Annotated in this window: 17 protein-coding genes; 9 read left to right on the top strand and 8 right to left on the bottom strand. The window is 66.9% G+C overall.

Translation table 11 applies throughout. From position 1 onward, the window contains the following. Positions 1-49: 49 nt before the first annotated feature. On the bottom strand, positions 50-1,462 hold the full coding sequence (locus ACQ754_RS16435; protein WP_440998129.1) for a mechanosensitive ion channel family protein: 1,413 nt from the start codon (positions 1,460-1,462) through the stop codon (positions 50-52). Further along, positions 1,462-2,370 (bottom strand): c-type heme family protein, encoded by a 909-nt coding sequence (locus ACQ754_RS16430; RefSeq protein ID WP_440998128.1) that lies wholly within the window; start codon positions 2,368-2,370, stop codon positions 1,462-1,464. The genes ACQ754_RS16435 and ACQ754_RS16430 overlap by 1 nt, the downstream gene beginning before the upstream one ends. A gap of 412 nt (positions 2,371-2,782) precedes the next feature. Here ACQ754_RS16430 and ACQ754_RS16425 point away from each other — a divergent pair, with 412 nt between their 5' ends. From ACQ754_RS16425 to ACQ754_RS16415, 3 genes are all read left to right on the top strand, one after another. Continuing rightward, on the top strand, positions 2,783-3,931 hold the full coding sequence (locus ACQ754_RS16425) for a patatin-like phospholipase family protein (RefSeq protein WP_440998127.1): 1,149 nt from the start codon (positions 2,783-2,785) through the stop codon (positions 3,929-3,931). A 46-nt stretch (positions 3,932-3,977) separates the two neighbouring features. Beyond that, entirely contained in the window at positions 3,978-4,172 is a 195-nt protein-coding gene (locus ACQ754_RS16420) for a hypothetical protein (protein ID WP_440998126.1), read from the top strand. A gap of 350 nt (positions 4,173-4,522) precedes the next feature. Further along, positions 4,523-5,797, top strand: coding sequence for an RNA-guided endonuclease InsQ/TnpB family protein (locus tag ACQ754_RS16415; RefSeq protein ID WP_440998125.1), 1,275 nt, complete (start codon positions 4,523-4,525; stop codon positions 5,795-5,797). A gap of 150 nt (positions 5,798-5,947) precedes the next feature. On the opposite strand, the gene ACQ754_RS16410 is transcribed toward ACQ754_RS16415, so the two are convergent. The 4 genes from ACQ754_RS16410 to ACQ754_RS16395 are packed head-to-tail and all read right to left on the bottom strand — an operon-like array spanning position 5,948 to position 9,706. Next, a complete protein-coding gene (locus ACQ754_RS16410) occupies positions 5,948-6,217 on the bottom strand; it encodes a DksA/TraR family C4-type zinc finger protein (protein WP_440998124.1) in 270 nt (89 codons plus the stop codon). Between the two features lie 18 nt (positions 6,218-6,235). Beyond that, the gene (locus ACQ754_RS16405) at positions 6,236-7,432 is read right to left on the bottom strand and encodes an NAD(P)/FAD-dependent oxidoreductase (protein ID WP_440998123.1); all 1,197 of its coding nucleotides are present in this window, start codon (positions 7,430-7,432) and stop codon (positions 6,236-6,238) included. Positions 7,433-7,449: 17 nt separating this feature from the next. After that, positions 7,450-8,409 carry an aldo/keto reductase gene (locus ACQ754_RS16400; protein ID WP_440998122.1) on the bottom strand — a complete coding sequence of 320 codons (960 nt, stop codon included), beginning with the start codon at positions 8,407-8,409 and terminating at the stop codon, positions 7,450-7,452. Further along, on the bottom strand, positions 8,378-9,706 hold the full coding sequence (locus ACQ754_RS16395; RefSeq protein WP_440998121.1) for an NTP/NDP exchange transporter: 1,329 nt from the start codon (positions 9,704-9,706) through the stop codon (positions 8,378-8,380). Before ACQ754_RS16395 ends, ACQ754_RS16400 begins: the two co-directional genes overlap by 32 nt. 176 nt (positions 9,707-9,882) lie before the next feature. On the opposite strand from ACQ754_RS16395, the gene ACQ754_RS16390 reads away from it, so the two are divergent. The 3 genes from ACQ754_RS16390 to ACQ754_RS16380 are packed head-to-tail and all read left to right on the top strand — an operon-like array spanning position 9,883 to position 11,855. Then, a complete protein-coding gene (locus ACQ754_RS16390) occupies positions 9,883-10,620 on the top strand; it encodes an SDR family NAD(P)-dependent oxidoreductase (protein ID WP_440998120.1) in 738 nt (245 codons plus the stop codon). Between the two features lies 1 nt (position 10,621). Continuing rightward, entirely contained in the window at positions 10,622-11,239 is a 618-nt protein-coding gene (locus ACQ754_RS16385; RefSeq protein ID WP_440998119.1) for a DUF938 domain-containing protein, read from the top strand. Positions 11,240-11,243: 4 nt separating this feature from the next. Next, the gene (locus tag ACQ754_RS16380; protein ID WP_440998118.1) at positions 11,244-11,855 is read left to right on the top strand and encodes a trimeric intracellular cation channel family protein; all 612 of its coding nucleotides are present in this window, start codon (positions 11,244-11,246) and stop codon (positions 11,853-11,855) included. A gap of 68 nt (positions 11,856-11,923) precedes the next feature. On the opposite strand, the gene ACQ754_RS16375 is transcribed toward ACQ754_RS16380, so the two are convergent. Beyond that, positions 11,924-12,883, bottom strand: a complete 960-nt coding sequence (locus tag ACQ754_RS16375) for an AraC family transcriptional regulator (protein WP_440998117.1) — start codon at positions 12,881-12,883, stop codon at positions 11,924-11,926. A 51-nt stretch (positions 12,884-12,934) separates the two neighbouring features. Between ACQ754_RS16375 and ACQ754_RS16370 the strand changes: the two genes are divergently transcribed. From ACQ754_RS16370 to ACQ754_RS16360, 3 genes are all read left to right on the top strand, one after another. Beyond that, the gene (locus tag ACQ754_RS16370) at positions 12,935-13,777 is read left to right on the top strand and encodes a cysteine hydrolase (RefSeq protein ID WP_440998116.1); all 843 of its coding nucleotides are present in this window, start codon (positions 12,935-12,937) and stop codon (positions 13,775-13,777) included. Positions 13,778-13,863: 86 nt separating this feature from the next. Continuing rightward, entirely contained in the window at positions 13,864-14,877 is a 1,014-nt protein-coding gene (locus ACQ754_RS16365) for a DUF3179 domain-containing protein (protein ID WP_440998115.1), read from the top strand. Continuing rightward, a complete protein-coding gene (locus ACQ754_RS16360) occupies positions 14,864-15,397 on the top strand; it encodes a hypothetical protein (protein ID WP_440998114.1) in 534 nt (177 codons plus the stop codon). The genes ACQ754_RS16365 and ACQ754_RS16360 overlap by 14 nt, the downstream gene beginning before the upstream one ends. 226 nt (positions 15,398-15,623) lie before the next feature. Here the strand turns inward: ACQ754_RS16360 and ACQ754_RS16355 are convergent. Then, on the bottom strand, positions 15,624-15,735 hold a 112-nt coding region (locus tag ACQ754_RS16355), incomplete at its 5' end, for a transposase (RefSeq protein ID WP_440998130.1).

Below are 15,735 nucleotides of genomic sequence, written 5' to 3'. Positions count from 1 at the left end.
TCGCGTAGTTGTGCCAAAAATGCCAACCGCCCACCGACGGATCAATAACTTATCGCTGTGGCTGTGGAACTTGAGTGATCGGCTTGACGGGAACAGCACGTTGGACGAGATCGACGTGCAGCCTATCAACATAACCGGGACCCGCATCCCCCGCCTGGATTGGCTCGAGGAGGGAACGCAATTTCTCCGATGCGCTCTCATCGGACAGATACGGCGCGATGCGTGCGACGAGATCTTCACAATCGCGGGCATCCACCACTGCCTCCTGAATGAGACGCTCGGCCACAGGGCCGGTCTCCTCCGCCAGCCAGGAGGCTACGGAGCGCAGACGGGCCGGATCGGAGAGGGTTTCCGTCGCATGTTCCGGAAGCCGCCCCGCCGCCGCCCGCCCATACTCGAGCAGCTCCAGATAGCGCGCTTGGGAGAACTCCGCGGTGCCGCCGACGATGATATACGCAAGCCCCTGTGACCCCGTGGGAAGCACCACCCGCTCGCCGGCGGCAAAGCGGTACAGCCGAGCGCTGTTCGCGGCGCGATCCCTGTCATCCGCCGGAAAATCAGGAAGCAACGAGGCCAGCCGCCAACGCAGGTCCTCCTCGTCGAAGCGCGGCAGGCGGAACATTTCACTCCTGGGCAGGGGAATGCCTGCCCGCTCCAGGGCATACCACGCACGACGCAGGATTTCCCCCTCTATCCGGTCCCGGTCGGGATAGCGCCGTGCCCATGCCCGAATCCGGTAAGTCATTGTGCTGATCTCGCCACGGGTCCCTGCCGGGGCAACCGTGATGGCTCGACCGCTGTCCAGATCGGGCACGTCCGCCAAGGCGTCCGACAATGCGGCAGTGACCCGATCGGGGGCTACATTGATCGGGAGATCCAGCGTCACCTCGCAACGAGTCGGACCGTCCTCCGGCATCACGGTGAGGGTTTCGTTAGCCAGACTCGTATTCGGCACGGCCACCACGACATTGTCGGGACGCCGCGCGATGACATGCCGCCAGTTCAGTGCCTCGACCTCCATCGGCACACCGTCGTACCACATCGTGGCACCCACTTGGATCAGCCGATCGGAGGACAGGCTCAGACCCGAGATCAGGTTATTGAGCGGCTGCTGGAGGGCAAGACCCAATACCGCCCCGATGACCGCCGAGGTAGTCAGTAGGGTAGCCAGATTGATCCCGAAATAGGTGAGGATGGGTATCCCCGCCGCTAGACTGAGACCCACATAAATCAGGACACGGCCCAGCCCTGTCGGGGTCACCCGCAGCAGATCGGTCAACACGAGATCCGATACCACCCACCCCACCACCTGCACGGCCAACACGCCGATCACGGCGAGGGCCACCATTTCCACCGCACTACGGACAATCGGCAGGTCATCGAAAATGCCGTATTCCGCAATGAAGTAACGAAACACCCAGGCCACAATGGCCGCGGCGGCAGTAAAGAGCACCCCCCGCATCACTGATCCCCGTCCCGCTGGCTCTCACGCAGTGCTGTACGCAGACTGCGGCGCAGTCGCTCGACCCCCGTGGCCAGCCGCCGCACTTCGGCAGCCCCATATTGCGGCAGCGGGTCATCCCCACCCCGGAGACTGGCACGCTCGGTGACAACGGCAAGCTCACGGAGTGGTCGTATGACGTTACGCTGCAGGGGCCGCACGACAACAATCGAAATAACCGCAAACAAAATCACCATTAGCGTGAAAAATATTGCCAGTATTTCGTAGATCATGGCGTATTCTTTATCGATGGGAACTGTGAGCATCTGAACACCCACCACCTCTCCCATCTCCCAACCAAATCCACCATCTGCACCGTATTCCGTTAACATCGGATCTGGTGCGCGCTCCGGTGTAGAATGACATTCTAGGCAGGCCTGGTCTTCAATCCGGATAGCGCGGGCCTGATAGAATTCGGTGATCCCGTTCTCTTGACGGGTCCCAGAAATCATACCGCCCTCCGAACCGTTCCGAAACCTATTGATAAGGTCGGTTTCGAATGCGGTTGCGCGATCCTCCGGACTCGTGGGGTCCAGAGCCGCTTCACGGTAGCTATAACCGCCGGTCTCAAGACGGTCAAAAACGGCCTGTGCGGCATAGGACGGCACTGTCTGACTGTGGAAATCACCCCCTTCTTCGTACCCCGAGCGCTGGCGGATTTCAGGACGAACTTCCTCGACCGTATATCCGCGAATGGCCATTGCCGTATTCATCAACGCGCGTGCCTCGTCCTGTACGTGATCGTAGGCAGCGGCGCGAAAAGTTATAAAAAAGGCAATCGCTCCCGCGACAAGCGCGCATCCGAAAACGATTACTACAGTACGTCGAACAAGCGCTGCAATATCGGCTACGTTTTTCTCTGACTTCATACTCCCGCTCATTAAAGATGGCCCATTTTTTATACCTGAATTTTGCGGAATGGAAACACCCCATGGTTCCCACCGCAAACTACTACAGGAGCCGGTCGCGTTTCCCCCAACATGAGAAGCATACCGCGCATGTCCTGGAGACGTCATTGGACGCATCACGCCACGCCGTCGGTCATCCCCGGGATGGTCAGCGCCCGGACTTGGGTGGAAAAGCCGGTTCGTGCACAGATTGTCCGCGCCCTGCCTGGCTTGTTGGATGTGGGAAAGCGACAGTCCGCCCGGTGGCATTCGGTGTGCGCACCGTTGACATGCCCGTCACTAGGGCCAGCCCCTATATCCATGCACGGGCATCGCTGACATGCTGGGGTACGATTCCCTGCCCACCGGCACGCCAATGAGGGAGCGACACGTCATGGCCGGTATCAACCCGCACTTCGAGCGCATCGCCCTGGTCCTTCAGGGCGGTGGGGCCCTGGGCGCCTACCACCAGGGGGTATTCGACGCGCTGGCGCAGGCCGGCCCGGATATCGACTGGTTCGCGGGCACCAGCATCGGCGCGATCCAGGCAGCCATCCTCGCCGGCAACCCCCCGGAGCGACGGGTGGCGGCGCTGGAGGCGTTCTGGCGCCGCATTTCCTGGCCCCAAACGCTGCCGGCCCCGCCGCCGGAGCACCCCTGGCGGAAATCCATCAATATCGCCAGCGCCATGGGCACCATGCTTTGGGGACAGCCCAATTTCTTCACCCCCCGCCCGGGCGGGGCGTGGTTGAGCCCCATGATGTCCGGCGAGGTGGGCCATTACGATCTCTCCGGGTTGGAGCAAACGCTCTCCGAACTGATCGATTTCGAGCGCCTCAATGAAGGGCCCGCGCGCCTGAGCCTGGGCGCGGTGGAGGTCGAAACCGGGCGGCAAGTGTATTTCGACAACCGCGAGCGACGTCTGGATCTGCGCCATGTCATGGCGAGCGGCGCGCTGCCCCCCGCGTTCCCGGCGGTACCCATCGGCGATTACAGCTACTGGGACGGCGGGCTGCTCTCGAACACGCCACTCGATGCCGTTTTGGACGCGAACCCGCGCCGGGACACGCTGTGCTTCCTGGTGGATCTCTTCGACCCGGCCGGACGCACCCCAGAGGACCTGGACCAGCTCGAGGACCGGCGCAAGGACATCATCTACGCCAGCCGCTCCCGCGCCCAGGTCGACCACCACCGCCAACTCCATGCCCTGCGTCATGCCGTCGGCGAGCTCTACCGGGCGCTGCCGCCGGAGCGCCGCCGGGATCCCGAGCTCAAGGAGTTGTCGAAGCTCGGCTGCACCACCACGATGTACCTGGTCCACCTCATCTACCGCGGCCAGGCCTATCGCTCCTGGGCCAAGGACTTCACCTTTCTGCCCCAGACCCTCGCCGATCACCGGGCCTGCGGACAGCGCGACGCCCGACATATGCTCGCCGAGCGGCCGTGGGAGCAACCGGTACCGGAGCACGAGGGGGTGGTACTCTATGAGATCGACAACCGTGTGCCCGCCCCCGGAACAGCTTCCGAGAGAGCATCCGGATAACGCATCCTGTTCCCCGGAAGACAGAAATCACCGGAGGAGAGTCCTCATGCGGACCCGCACCCTCACCATAGCGTTCTGCCTCATCGTTATGCCCGCCCTTGCATCGTCGGCCTGCCCCGACGACGCGGCCATCGATGCGCTGGCCGAGGACATCCTCACCGCCGCACCCACGGAAGCCCCCACCGTGGAGTCCCGCAACGATGGTCTTTGCGCCCAAGGGAAGCTGGTCCAGCGGCTGTAGCAACACTGGGGGGAGCCGGTCGGCTACAAGGCCGGCCTCACCTCCCGGGCGGCTCAGGAGAAGTTCGGCGCCACCGAGCCGGTGCGCGGCGTGCTGCTGGCGCAGATGCTGCTCGATGACGGCGCCACCGTGCCGGCGGACTTCGGCGCCCTGCCCTTCTACCAATCCGCGCCGCAGTGCTCCGCCTATAGCCGCTATGCGGCTTAGGGGGTGGTGAAGCGGCGCATGGCGCGCAGCGCCATCATTCCGGGGCTTCCTGTTGCTCGATATACTGCTTCAGCACTGGGAGTGGCGCACCGCCGACGGTGATGAATTGCAGGTGTTCGGCAAACTCCTTGTATATTGGCGGCATGGTCCAGCGCAAGGTCACATACCGGCTTTACCCCACGGCGGCCCAGCTTGCCGCCCTGGAGCACCAACGCTGGGTCCATTGCCTGTTGTGGAACGAGGCGCTGGCCGAACGACGCCGGGCCTGGGGTGAGCGGCAGGAGTCGCTGGGTTTTTCGGCTCAGTGCAAACGCCTCACTGAGTGGCGGACCCAATCGAAACTCCTTCGCGGCCTTAACGCCCAGTCCGAGCAGGTCACCCTCAAGCGCCTGGACCTGGCGTTCCAGCACTTCTTCCGGCGGGTGAAAAACGGCGAAACGCCCGGGTTTCCCCGCTTCAAGTCGCTGCATCGCTTCAAGGGTTGGGGGTACAAGGCGCACGGCGACGGCTGGCGTCTGATTACCAACGAGCGGATGAAACACGGGGCCTTGCGCCTGTCCGGCGTTGGCAGGGTGACCCTTCGGGGCAAACCCCGTACACCCGGCACCCCGAAGACCTGCGAGATCGTCAAACGGGGCGGGCGGTGGTATGCCAGCATCACGCTGGACTGCGCGCCGGAGCGGGAGCGCGGCGAGAAGTTGGGCGGTCTGGACTGGGGGCTGGAAACCTTCGCCACCGTGGCCACGCCCGCGGGGATCGAAACCATCGACAATCCGCGCCACCTGGCCCGCACCCTGCACGAGATCCGCCGGGTCCAGCGTGACATCTCCCGCAAGGAGGAGGCGGCCAAGAAGGCGTGCGGCAAACAGCGGCGCTTTCCGGTCTCCAACCGGCTCCAAAGGGAATACGAGCGCCTGCGACGCCTTCACCGCAAGGTGGCGGAGCAGCGCCACGACTTCCTGCATCAGGCGACGGCGCGGCTTGTCGGGCAATTCGCTGCCCTGGGGCTGGAGGCGCTGAACATCCACGACATGACCGCCGCGGGCGGTCAGTACAAAAAGGGCTTGAACCGCAGCATCCTCGATGCCGCCGGCGGGGCCTTCCATCAAATGCTCGGGTACAAAGCGGAAGAGGCTGGTGCCTGGGCGATGGAAGCACCGACGCGGCAGCTCAAGCCCTCGCAGACCTGTAACGCCTGCGGGCGTCAGGCGAGAAAGCCGCTCAGCCAGCGGCGCCATGAGTGCCCCTGTGGCGCATCCTGCACACGGGATGAAAACGCCGCACGGGTTTTGATGGCCTGGGCCGAGCAGCAGGTATCCGGTCGGGAACCGGCCGAGGCGTGGAGGGCGGCAAGCCCGAATCATCCTCCGGATGATCCGGCACGCCCCGCGAAGCGCGAAACTCACGCCATAGCCTGAAAGGCTTGGCGGGAGTAGTTCATCGTGGGCTGCCTGGAGACCCGTCGGTCACGGTTTCCTTCGAGTGAGCGCATCCCATAGAGGCAAGCGTTAGGGGATATGCAGGCCGGCACTGTCCTCCGCAGGGTGTTCGGCGCTATACAGGCCTGCCTAACGCAGCTGGCTGTCCTTGCTCCCGCGACGGTTGTAGGTGCTGAAGGTCGCCGCCTGCTCAGCGTCGCGTTCCTGCTGGCAGGCCACGCACAGGCGCACGCCGGGCAGCGCTTCCCGGCGCCGGGCCGGGATCTCGTTGCCGCACTCCTCGCAGTGGCTGAGCCCCTCGCCCGCCGGCAGTCGCGAGCGGACCCGCTCCAGGGCGTCACCCACCGTGGAGTCGATTTGCTCCTGCACCGCCCCTTCTCTCGCCCAACCGTTGGCCATGACCAAACCTCCCTGCCGCTATACGTGCTGCCCCGCCGCATGCCCCGAAGCCCAGGCCCACTGGAAGTTGTGCCCGCCCAGGTGCCCGGTGACGTCGACGACCTCGCCGATGAAATATACGCCCGGATGGTCCCGACACTCCATGGTCTTGGAGGAAAGGGCCTCGGTATCAACGCCCCCCAGGGTCACCTCCGCCGTCCGGTACCCCTCGGTGCCCGACGGCCATACCGTCCAGGGCTGACACGCCTGCTGCACCCGCTCGATGCCAACATCGTCCAGCACTTCCAGCCGCGGGTTGCCCAGCCAGAGCGCGCACCAGCGCCGGGCCACCCGTTTCGGCAACCACTCGGCGAGCAGGTTCCCCAGGGTTAGCCGCGGCCTCGACACCCGCATGTCGCGGATATACGCCGCAATATCCCGGTCGGGGAAGAGATCGATCTCCATCGGCATGCCCGGTTCCCAGTACGAGGAGGCCTGCAGCACCGCCGGCCCGCTCAGGCCGCGATGGGTGAACAGCACATTCTCCCGGAACGTGCCGCCGTCGGCGCGCGTCACCGTGTCAACGGACACGCCGGAGAGGTCGCGGAGGCGTCCAAGCAGGCGGGAATCCAGTGTCACCGGCACCAGCGCCGCCCGGGTCGGGCGCAGCGGAATCCCGAGGGAACGGGCGAAGTCGAAGCCGAAACCTGTGGCCCCCATCTTGGGAATGGAGTAACCGCCGGTGGCGACCACCAGGGAATCGCAGCGTACCTCGCCGGCGGCAGTCACCAAGGCATGGGGTGGTCCGGCATCGATCGTGGAAACCGGCGTGCGCGTGACCACCTGCACGCCGACGGCGGCACACTCGTTGAGCAACATGGCCACGATGTCCTTCGAGGAGCGGTCGCAGAACAGCTGACCCAGCTTTTTCTCGTGATAGGGGATGCCATGGCGCTCCACCAGCGCCACGAAGTCCCAGGGGGTATAGCGACTGAGCGCGGACTTCATGAAGTGCGGGTTGGACGAGAGGAAGTGCTCCGGGCCGGAATGCATATTGGTGAAATTGCACCTCCCACCGCCGGACATCAGGATCTTCTTGCCCACCCGGTTGGCATGCTCGAGCACCAGCACCCGCCGCCCCCGGGCACCGGCGGCGAGCGCACACATCAGCCCCGCCGCCCCCGCGCCGACGATTACCACGTCCCAGTGCCCGGCCCATTCGGCAGTCTCGCTCATGGCCGGGCATTGTATACTCAGAGATCGTGGAAATGCCGGGCCATGCGCTCGCGCAGCTCCCGGTCGGGCAGGACCCCATGACTGGCCGCGACATTATCCGCCGCATGCTCGGGGTCACTGGTGGCCGGTATCGCACAGGTTACCGCCGGGTGGGAGACGATGAATTTCAGGAAGAACTGCGCCCAGCTGCGCGCCCCAGCCTCCCCGGCCCACTCCGGCAGGAGCTGATCGCGCACCCGGCGGAACAACGTCCCCTTCTCGAAGGGCTCGTTGACCAGCACGGCCACGCCATTATCCGCCGCCGCCGGCAGCAGCCGCCGCTCGGCGTTGCGCTCGGCGATGTTGTAGTTGAGCTGGACAAAGTCGATGGGCTCTTTCTCGACGATGCGCGTGAGCTCCTCGTGGGCGGAGGTCCGCGAGTGGGTCACGCCGATATAGCGCACCCGCCCCTCCCGTCGCCAACGCCGTAGGGTATTGAGATGGCTACGCAGGGCGACCAGGTTATGCACCTGGATCAGCTCCAGCTGCTCGACGCCCATGCGCTCGGCGGAGCGCTCCATCTGCGCGATCCCCTCCTCGCGGCCCCGCGTCCAGACCTTGGTGGCCATGAACAGCTCATCGGCGATGTCGAGCTCCATCGCCAACCGACCCACCACCGACTCGGCATGACCGTACATCGGCGAGGAATCCACCAACCGCCCGCCGCCCTCGAAGAACCGGGCCATGACCGCTTTCAGGGGCTCCATGGCGGCGGTGTCGGCCGGGTTCACATTGAACGTGCGTGCCGTCCCCAGGCCAATGACGGGAATCCGTTCGCCGGAGGCTGGGATGGCCCTGCGAATGAGGCCCTCCTCCGCCCTCGCCGCAAACCCACCAGGGCCGAGCAGCGCCAGTGCGCCGGCGGCGGCGGACAACCCGAGAAACCCCCTCCGGGTGAGGCGGAGATCAGATCCCCGCGGAATTGGGTGCTGACGCATTGCTGACCTCCTCGCGCTGCCTGCGCGCCTCATCGCTTTGGGACACTCCGAGCCGGTAACCGATGGCCGCCCAGATCAGGGCGATGGGTGCGGCCACCAGCGAAATCCCCGTCACCCCGAGCCCCAGCGCACCGAGGCCTGTGTACACCCAGCCGGCGATCGCATCGCCGCCCCGGTAGATGACGGTGTCGATGAAGTTCTTGCTCTTGTATTTCTGCATGCGCGGCACGACGGTGAACAGCATCTCCCGCCCCGGCCGGGCCACCGCATAATTACCCGCCCTGCGCAGTACCTGAAAGGCGACCAGCACCAACAGGGCCGGCAGCGCGGCAAGCACCAGGAAGCCGCCGGCGACGATCAGCGGGACCAGGGCCAACGCACGGCCGAGCCCGAGGCGCTTTACGAGCCGGCCGGTGACGAACAGCTGCAGCCCCACCGTCAGAGCATTGGTGGCGAAGTCCATGATCGCGAACACCGAGGTCCGGTCGCCGGTGTCGGTGAAGGCGCGCTCCACAATCGTCGCCTGGGTGAAATAGAGGAACGTGGCCAAGGTGGTGTAGAGCCAGATGAAGGCACAGATACCGAGCAGGTAGCGCGAGCCGATTACCGCCTGCACCCCTTCGAGGACCGTGCCCCCCAGGGGTCGCTCGTTACCGTCCGGCCGCCGGCCACCATCCGCACGACGATGCGACCAGCGGTTCAGCGCCGCCATGCAAGGCAGGGTCAGCGCCAGCACCAACGCCGCCAGGGGGAGCAGCGCATGGGGATCCAGTCGCTGGGCGAGCACCGCGGTGAGGCCCGGGCCGAGGATGGCCCCGGCACTGCCGCCCGCGGCGATGGCCCCGAACAACCGCGCCGCCTGGGCCTCGTCGAAGAGATCGACCATGAAGCTCCAGAACACCGAGACCACGAACAGGTTGAACACCGAAAGCCAGACGAAGAAGGCCCGCGCCCCCCAGGCCATGGCGTAGTCCGCGCGCAACCACAGCCAGAAGCCGAGGATGCAGGCAATGAAGATCCCATAGACGGTGGGGATCAGGGCACGACGGTGGAAGCGCGCCGCCAGTGCCGCGAACAGCGGCACAGCGAGCAGCATGGCCACGAAGGTGGCGGTAAACAGCCACTGCATGTTCTCCACGCCACCGCGTACACCCATCTCGTCACGCACCGGCCGGAGGATGTAATAGCTGCAGAGCAGGCAGAAATAGTAGAGGAAGGCCCCCACCAACCCGGGGAGCTCGCCGGGGCGCAGCAGCAGCGCCCGCCGCAGCGCACTCCCTCGGTCATCGTCTGCCATCGAACCACCTCCCCGCGCATCGGGCGCCCTGGCGGCATGGTGCCACGATCCTTCTACCCATGAGCGTAGCAGCTCGTCGGCGACGATCGGCGTGCTTGACCCGCATCATCACCACCACCCCGAGGCCGTGCTCTTCTGGTAGCCTCACGCCATCACATCGACAGGGGAATCCCACCATGCGCCTGAAGGACAAAGGCATCATCGTCACCGGCGGGGCCAGTGGCATCGGCGAGGCGACCATCCGCCGCGCCGTCGCTGAGGGCGCCCGCGCGGTCATCGCGGACATGAACGCCGAGGCCGGGGAAGCACTGGCGGCGGAACTGGGCGACGAGAAGGCGCGTTTTGTCCGCGTGGACGTCACCCGCAGCGAGGACGTCGCCGCGCTGTTCCGCGAGGCCGCCGACTTCTGCGGCGTCGACGGTGTATTCAACAACGCCGGCGTCGGCGGGCTGTGCCCGGCGGTGGACTATACCGACGAGGACTGGCAACACATTATCGACATCAACCTCAGCGGCGTGTTCAAGGTGGCCCGGGAGGCCATGCGCCACATGCAGGAACACGGCGGCAGCATCGTCAACTGCGCCTCCATCCTCGGCCACCTCGGCCAGTCGGAGACCGCCGCCTACACCGCCGCCAAGGGCGGGGTGCTCAACCTCACCCGCACCCTGGCCCTGGAGGGCGCAGCGAAGGGCATCCGGGTAAGCAGCATCTCGCCGGGCTATATCAAGACGCCGCTCCTGGAGGTGCTGGACCAGGAGACCCTGGACTTTCTCACCGACTTGCACCCCGTAGGCCGACTCGGCCGCCCCGAGGAGGTAGCCAACGCCGCGGTATTCCTGATGAGCGACGAGGCCAGCTTCATCACCGGCGCGGACCTGCTGGTGGACGGTGGCTTCGCGGCGGGGAAGTCCTGAGGTGAGCGCTGCCGAGCCACAGACCACCCCGGCCGCCGGCCGGAACCGAGGGCCCATCCTGGAGGTGCTGCGGCAGGTCCTGCCGGCGACGGCCCGGGTCCTGGAGGTGGCCAGCGGCACCGGCGAGCACGCCGCCCACTTCACCGCCGCCATGCCCGGCTGGTGCTGGCAGCCGAGTGATCCGGACCCCTCGGCCCTGACGTCCATCGAGGCGTGGCGGGCCCGCGAGGCCCGGAACAACCTCCTGCCCCCGATAGCCCTGGACGTCACCACCGAAGCCTGGCCGGAGGGGCCCTTCGATGCGGTGGTGGCCATCAATCTGGTGCACATCTCGCCCTGGGAGGCCACCGAGGCACTGCTAGCGGGAGCGGGCCAATGCCTCACCGACGGTGGTGTGCTGGTCCTCTACGGGCCTTTCCGTGAGCAGGGCACGCACACGGCGGCGAGCAACGAGGCCTTCGACACCCACCTGCGGATCCGCGATCACCGCTGGGGGATACGCGATCTCGAGGCGGTGGCCGAGGAGGCCGCCCGTCATGGCCTCGTGCTGGAGCAGAGCCACCGGATGCCCGCCAACAACCGCACGGTGGTCTTTCGGGCCCCACCTCGGGCACCGTGAGGCCATGGCCGTCATATTCTGGCTGGATCTCTTCGGCACCGCCGTCTTCGCCGCCAGCGGGGCCCTAGCGGCCGGCCGCAAGGATCTCGACCTCTTCGGCGTGCTGGTGCTGGCCGTCGTCACCGCCATCGGCGGCGGCACCCTGCGCGATCTCACCCTCGGGCTGACCCCGGTCTTCTGGATCGAGCGCCCGGTCTACCTCTGGGTGGCCTCGGCGGCGGGGCTCCTGACCGTGGTGCTCACCCGCACCGCCCTGTTGCCGGCTCGGCTGCTGCCCCTCGCCGATGCCCTCGGGCTGGCGACGTTCTGCGTGATCGGCGCCGAGCAGGCCCGCGCCGCCGGCACCGGGCCGGGGATCGCGGCACTCATGGGGGTGATGACCGGCGTGGCCGGGGGCCTGATCCGCGACGTGCTCACCGGCGAGGTGCCCCGAGTGCTCCGGCGCGAGCTCTATGCCACGGCGGCCCTCGCGGGATCGCTGACCACCGTGGCCCTCCTGGAGCTGCAGGCGCCCCCCTCCCTGGCCGTTTGGTGCGGACTACTAGTCGCCCTCGCCTTGCGGCTCGCTGCCATCCGCTGGCGGCTTTCCTTACCGATATTCACCCACCGGCCGTAGAGGCATTTCGCGGGGGCTCATCGCCCCCGCGGGCATGAACCATGTCGGCACCATGGAGTATCCCGCCCTCACCCGCGGGCGCTGCTGCGGTAGCTGTCCGGATCGCTGCCATAGCGGGCCTTGAACGCCCGGGAGAAATGGCTGCGGCTGCGGTAGCCGGCCCGCGCGGCCACGGTCTTTACGGGCAGGGCCGTGTCCACGAGGCAGCGGGCCGCCTCCTGCAGGCGCAGCTCGTTGAGAAAGGCTCGCGGCGACTGCCCGAACACCTCCCGGAAGCGGAGCGCGAAAGTGGAGCGGCCCATGCAGGCCCGTTCCGCCAGGCCCTCCAGGGAGGGGGCATTGGCGGGATCCTCGATCATCGTCGCCACCGCCGCGGCGAGCCCCGGTTGCCGCAGCGCCCGCAGCAGGGGCAACCCCTGATGCCCATCCACCGCCAGTCGGCGCAAGACCCGGATCAGGCACTGCTTCATCAGCGCCGAGCTCAACGCGGCGCTGCCGAGCCCCGGCTCGGCGATCTCGGCGAGCAGCTCGTCGAGACCGGCCAGGAGCCGGGGGTCGTCCCCACCGGCCACCACCACCGGACGTGGGAGCTGATCGAAGAGTCCCCGGCCCAGTGGGGTGTGCGCCGATACCATCCCGCAGCCCAGCAGCACCCGTGGTAGCCCCGGATCCCCGCCACTGGAGAGCCACTGCAGCGGGCTCCGTGCCGGGCTGCAGCGGGTGCTGCCGCCGCGCAACCCCGCCGGCGCGGTGACCCGCGCACTGACGCCAGCTGGCACCAGCACGACCGTGCCGGGCGCAAAGCTGGCACTCCCGCCGGCGGAGAAGCGCAGCGTCCCCTCCCCCTGGAGGGCGTAATGCACCACCACCCGCCCCTGGGCCGGGGCCTCCAGCCGCCAGCCCGCCCGCACATCACAGACCGCAAAGGCCTCTACGGCCACCTCGAGGGAGCGCAGCAGCGCCCCGGCGGCCTCTGTTGAGGGAGGATCGGACGGGATGGCACGCCCTTCGGACGATACGGCACTCACCGGTACGTAACCTCCGGGGTGTCAGCAGCGATGCAACCAGGAGCAGCAATCATGACCGACGACTATAGCAACACCACCCCCCGTGCCGGTAACACGCCCGAGGACAACGGCCGCCGGCGCTTCCTGATGGGTACCGCGGCCGGTATCACCGCCACCGCAGTGAGCGGCTTCGTGCCAACGGCACACGCCGCCGGTGATCCCTACGCGGACCCTGCCGAGCCCGCACTCCCCGAGACCGGGTTCCAGCTCGATCCCGCGCGGGCGGCGCTGGTGGTCACCGATCCGCAGGTGGACTTCCTCAGCCCCGACGGGGTGACCTGGAAGGTGGTGGGTGAGAGCGTACGCGAGCACAACACCGTGGAGAACATCGGTCGACTGCTTCGCAGCGCCAAGCAAAGCGGGCTGCCCGTGGCGATCTCGCCCCACTACTACTACCCGCAGGACCACCGCTGGGACTTCGGAGGCCCGCTGGAGAAGCTGATGCACGCCATCGGTATGTTCGACCGGGAAGGCCCGCTGAAGGTCAGCGGCCTGGATGGTTCCGGCGCCGATTTCCTGCCCGAGTACAAGGAATACATCGACGACGGCGAGACCATCGTGGCCTCGCCCCATAAGATCTACGGCCCCGAGCACAACGACCTGATCCTGCAGTTGCGTAAACGCCGCATCGACCAGGTAGTCCTGGCCGGGATGTCCGCCAACCTCTGCGTGGAGTCCCACCTCCGCGAGCTGCTGGAACAGGGCTTCGAGGTAGCGGTGGTGCGCGACGCCACGGCCGCGGCCAAGCTCCCCGAGGGCGACGGCTACCAGGCCGCCATCATCAATTTCCGCTACATTGCCAATGCCTTATGGACCACCGACGAGGCGTTGGAGCGTATCGGCGCCGACGCCTGAGCCGGCATCTACGTTGAACTACGCATTGAGCGCACCGTGGCCCTCGGGTTGCCTTGGGGGAGACCAAACAACCCGGAGCCATCGCTATGAGGACAGTCACCACCCTGCTCACGGGCCTGGCCCTGGCCGCCACGGCCGGGGCCGGCGACGCCCCGCCGCTGGCCGGCGACGCCGCACTGCCCGAGGCGCCCTCCGTCTACCAAGGCGCCATTCAATCCGGCGGGCCGCCGAAGGACGGCATCCCCTCCGTCGACACCCCGGAGTTTGCCGGCGTTGCCCATGGCGACGACTACCTGGACGATGGCGATATCGTCATCGGCGTCCATCGCAACGGCGAGGCCCGTGCCTATCCCCAGAAAATCCTCGTATGGCACGAAATCGTCAACGACACCGTCGGCGGCGAGGCGGTGAGCATCAGCTATTGCCCGCTCACCGGTACGGCGCTGGGCTTCCGCCGCGGCGACACGGAGCTCGGCGTCTCCGGCCGGCTGATCAACAGCAACCTGGTGATGTACGACCGCGCCAGCGACACATTCTGGCCCCAGATCCTGGGCGCCGGCATCCAGGGGCCCCACACCGGCAAGGCACTGGAGGAGCTCCGCGTGTTCTGGACGACGTGGGGCGACTGGAAGGAACGGCATCCCGACACGCGCGTACTGACCACCGATACCGGTCACGTGCGCAACTACCGGCGCGACCCCTACGGCGGCTACAACCCGCCCAGCGGCTACTACCGGGAGGACACGCGCATGTTCCCCGTCCTCCATGAGGACCACCGCTACGCGCCCAAGCGGGTGGTCCTGGGCTTCCGCGACGGTGACCGGGCGGTGGCCGTGGACCGGGACGCGCTTCGCGAACGAAAGGTGCTAAGCCGGGAGGTTGACGGCACGCCCTACCTCGTCATCCATGACCCCGGCCTGGATACCGGATGGGTGTACCGGGGCGAGGCCGCGCCGGACCCCGACGACATCCGGTTTATCCCGGAGGGCCCGCGTTTTCCCGGCAGCGAGGCGCTGGAACCGGTCAACGCCTTCGAGGCCATGTGGTTCGCCTGGGCGGCCTTCTATCCGGATACAGAGGTGATTGATGGCAGCCATTGAGCCCCGTCGCGTCGCCGTCCCGGTCGGCTTCGCTTATGCGCTGCTCTACCTCTACGCCCTCGGTGACATGGACTGGGCAGGACCGCCGACCTGGGGGATGATGGTGGGGGACTGGAATCCGGCCGCGTGGCTGGGGATGCGCAGTCCCTTTCACTTCGAGGCTGTCGCCCGGCTCGATGCCGGCTACCTGGTCTGGCTGATCAGCCCGGGGAATCTCGCCATTGCCCTGCTCCTGGCCCTGCTCGTGGCCACCAACATCCACGGCGCCCTGGCACTGCGCCGCCGGCCCGCCGCCTGCGGCGCCGGCGGCCGTCGCGCCGGCACCCTCGCCGGGATCCCGGCGCTGCTGGCAGGCTCGGCATGCTGCGCCCCGAACCTGCTGCTGGTCTTGGGCATCCCCGGTCTGGGTGCCTTCGCCGCGTTCTTCGGCTACCTGATCCCACTCTCCGTCCTCCTCCTCGCTGGTGCGCGGCTGTGGCAACGCCGGCAGGGCGCCCCCCCGGTGCTGCGGATCGGCTAAGCACAATTACGCATTGCCGCGGGGGTCGCCAGCACGGATGCTCGGCGGCCACCAAAGGCCGGAGATCCCAAGGGGAGATCGATGCAGGAGTGGCTGTTGCCGTTCGCGTTCTGGGGGTTCCTGCTGGTATACGGGGGCACCCTCGACCAATCCGCGCCGCAGTGCTCCGCCTATAGCCGCTATGCGGCTTAGGGGGTGGTGAAGCGGTGCATGGCGCGAAGCGCGATCACTCCGGCGCTTCCTGTTGCTCGATGTAGTGCCTCAGCACCGAGAGCGGCGCACCGCCGACGCTGATAATGCAGTAACTCCGAGACCAGAAAACCGGCTTGCGCCAGTAG

Source organism: Arhodomonas sp. SL1, assembly GCF_052060015.1.
Taxonomy (GTDB): Bacteria; Pseudomonadota; Gammaproteobacteria; order Nitrococcales; family Nitrococcaceae; genus Arhodomonas.
Note: the sequence above shows the minus strand (reverse complement) of the source record. Positions and strands in the feature narration are given on the sequence as shown.

Excerpts from the sequence above, each read along its gene's own strand:
- ACQ754_RS16435 (WP_440998129.1), bottom strand. The coding sequence starts at position 1,462 with ATGCGGGGGGTGCTCTTTACTGCCGCCGCGGCCATTGTGGCCTGGGTG.
- ACQ754_RS16430 (WP_440998128.1), bottom strand. The coding sequence starts at position 2,370 with ATGAAGTCAGAGAAAAACGTAGCCGATATTGCAGCGCTTGTTCGACGT.
- ACQ754_RS16425 (WP_440998127.1), top strand. The coding sequence starts at position 2,783 with ATGGCCGGTATCAACCCGCACTTCGAGCGCATCGCCCTGGTCCTTCAG.
- ACQ754_RS16420 (WP_440998126.1), top strand. The coding sequence starts at position 3,978 with ATGCGGACCCGCACCCTCACCATAGCGTTCTGCCTCATCGTTATGCCC.
- ACQ754_RS16415 (WP_440998125.1), top strand. The coding sequence starts at position 4,523 with ATGGTCCAGCGCAAGGTCACATACCGGCTTTACCCCACGGCGGCCCAG.
- ACQ754_RS16410 (WP_440998124.1), bottom strand. The coding sequence starts at position 6,217 with ATGGCCAACGGTTGGGCGAGAGAAGGGGCGGTGCAGGAGCAAATCGAC.
- ACQ754_RS16405 (WP_440998123.1), bottom strand. The coding sequence starts at position 7,432 with ATGAGCGAGACTGCCGAATGGGCCGGGCACTGGGACGTGGTAATCGTC.
- ACQ754_RS16400 (WP_440998122.1), bottom strand. The coding sequence starts at position 8,409 with ATGCGTCAGCACCCAATTCCGCGGGGATCTGATCTCCGCCTCACCCGG.
- ACQ754_RS16395 (WP_440998121.1), bottom strand. The coding sequence starts at position 9,706 with ATGGCAGACGATGACCGAGGGAGTGCGCTGCGGCGGGCGCTGCTGCTG.
- ACQ754_RS16390 (WP_440998120.1), top strand. The coding sequence starts at position 9,883 with ATGCGCCTGAAGGACAAAGGCATCATCGTCACCGGCGGGGCCAGTGGC.
- ACQ754_RS16380 (WP_440998118.1), top strand. The coding sequence starts at position 11,244 with ATGGCCGTCATATTCTGGCTGGATCTCTTCGGCACCGCCGTCTTCGCC.
- ACQ754_RS16370 (WP_440998116.1), top strand. The coding sequence starts at position 12,935 with ATGACCGACGACTATAGCAACACCACCCCCCGTGCCGGTAACACGCCC.
- ACQ754_RS16365 (WP_440998115.1), top strand. The coding sequence starts at position 13,864 with ATGAGGACAGTCACCACCCTGCTCACGGGCCTGGCCCTGGCCGCCACG.
- ACQ754_RS16360 (WP_440998114.1), top strand. The coding sequence starts at position 14,864 with ATGGCAGCCATTGAGCCCCGTCGCGTCGCCGTCCCGGTCGGCTTCGCT.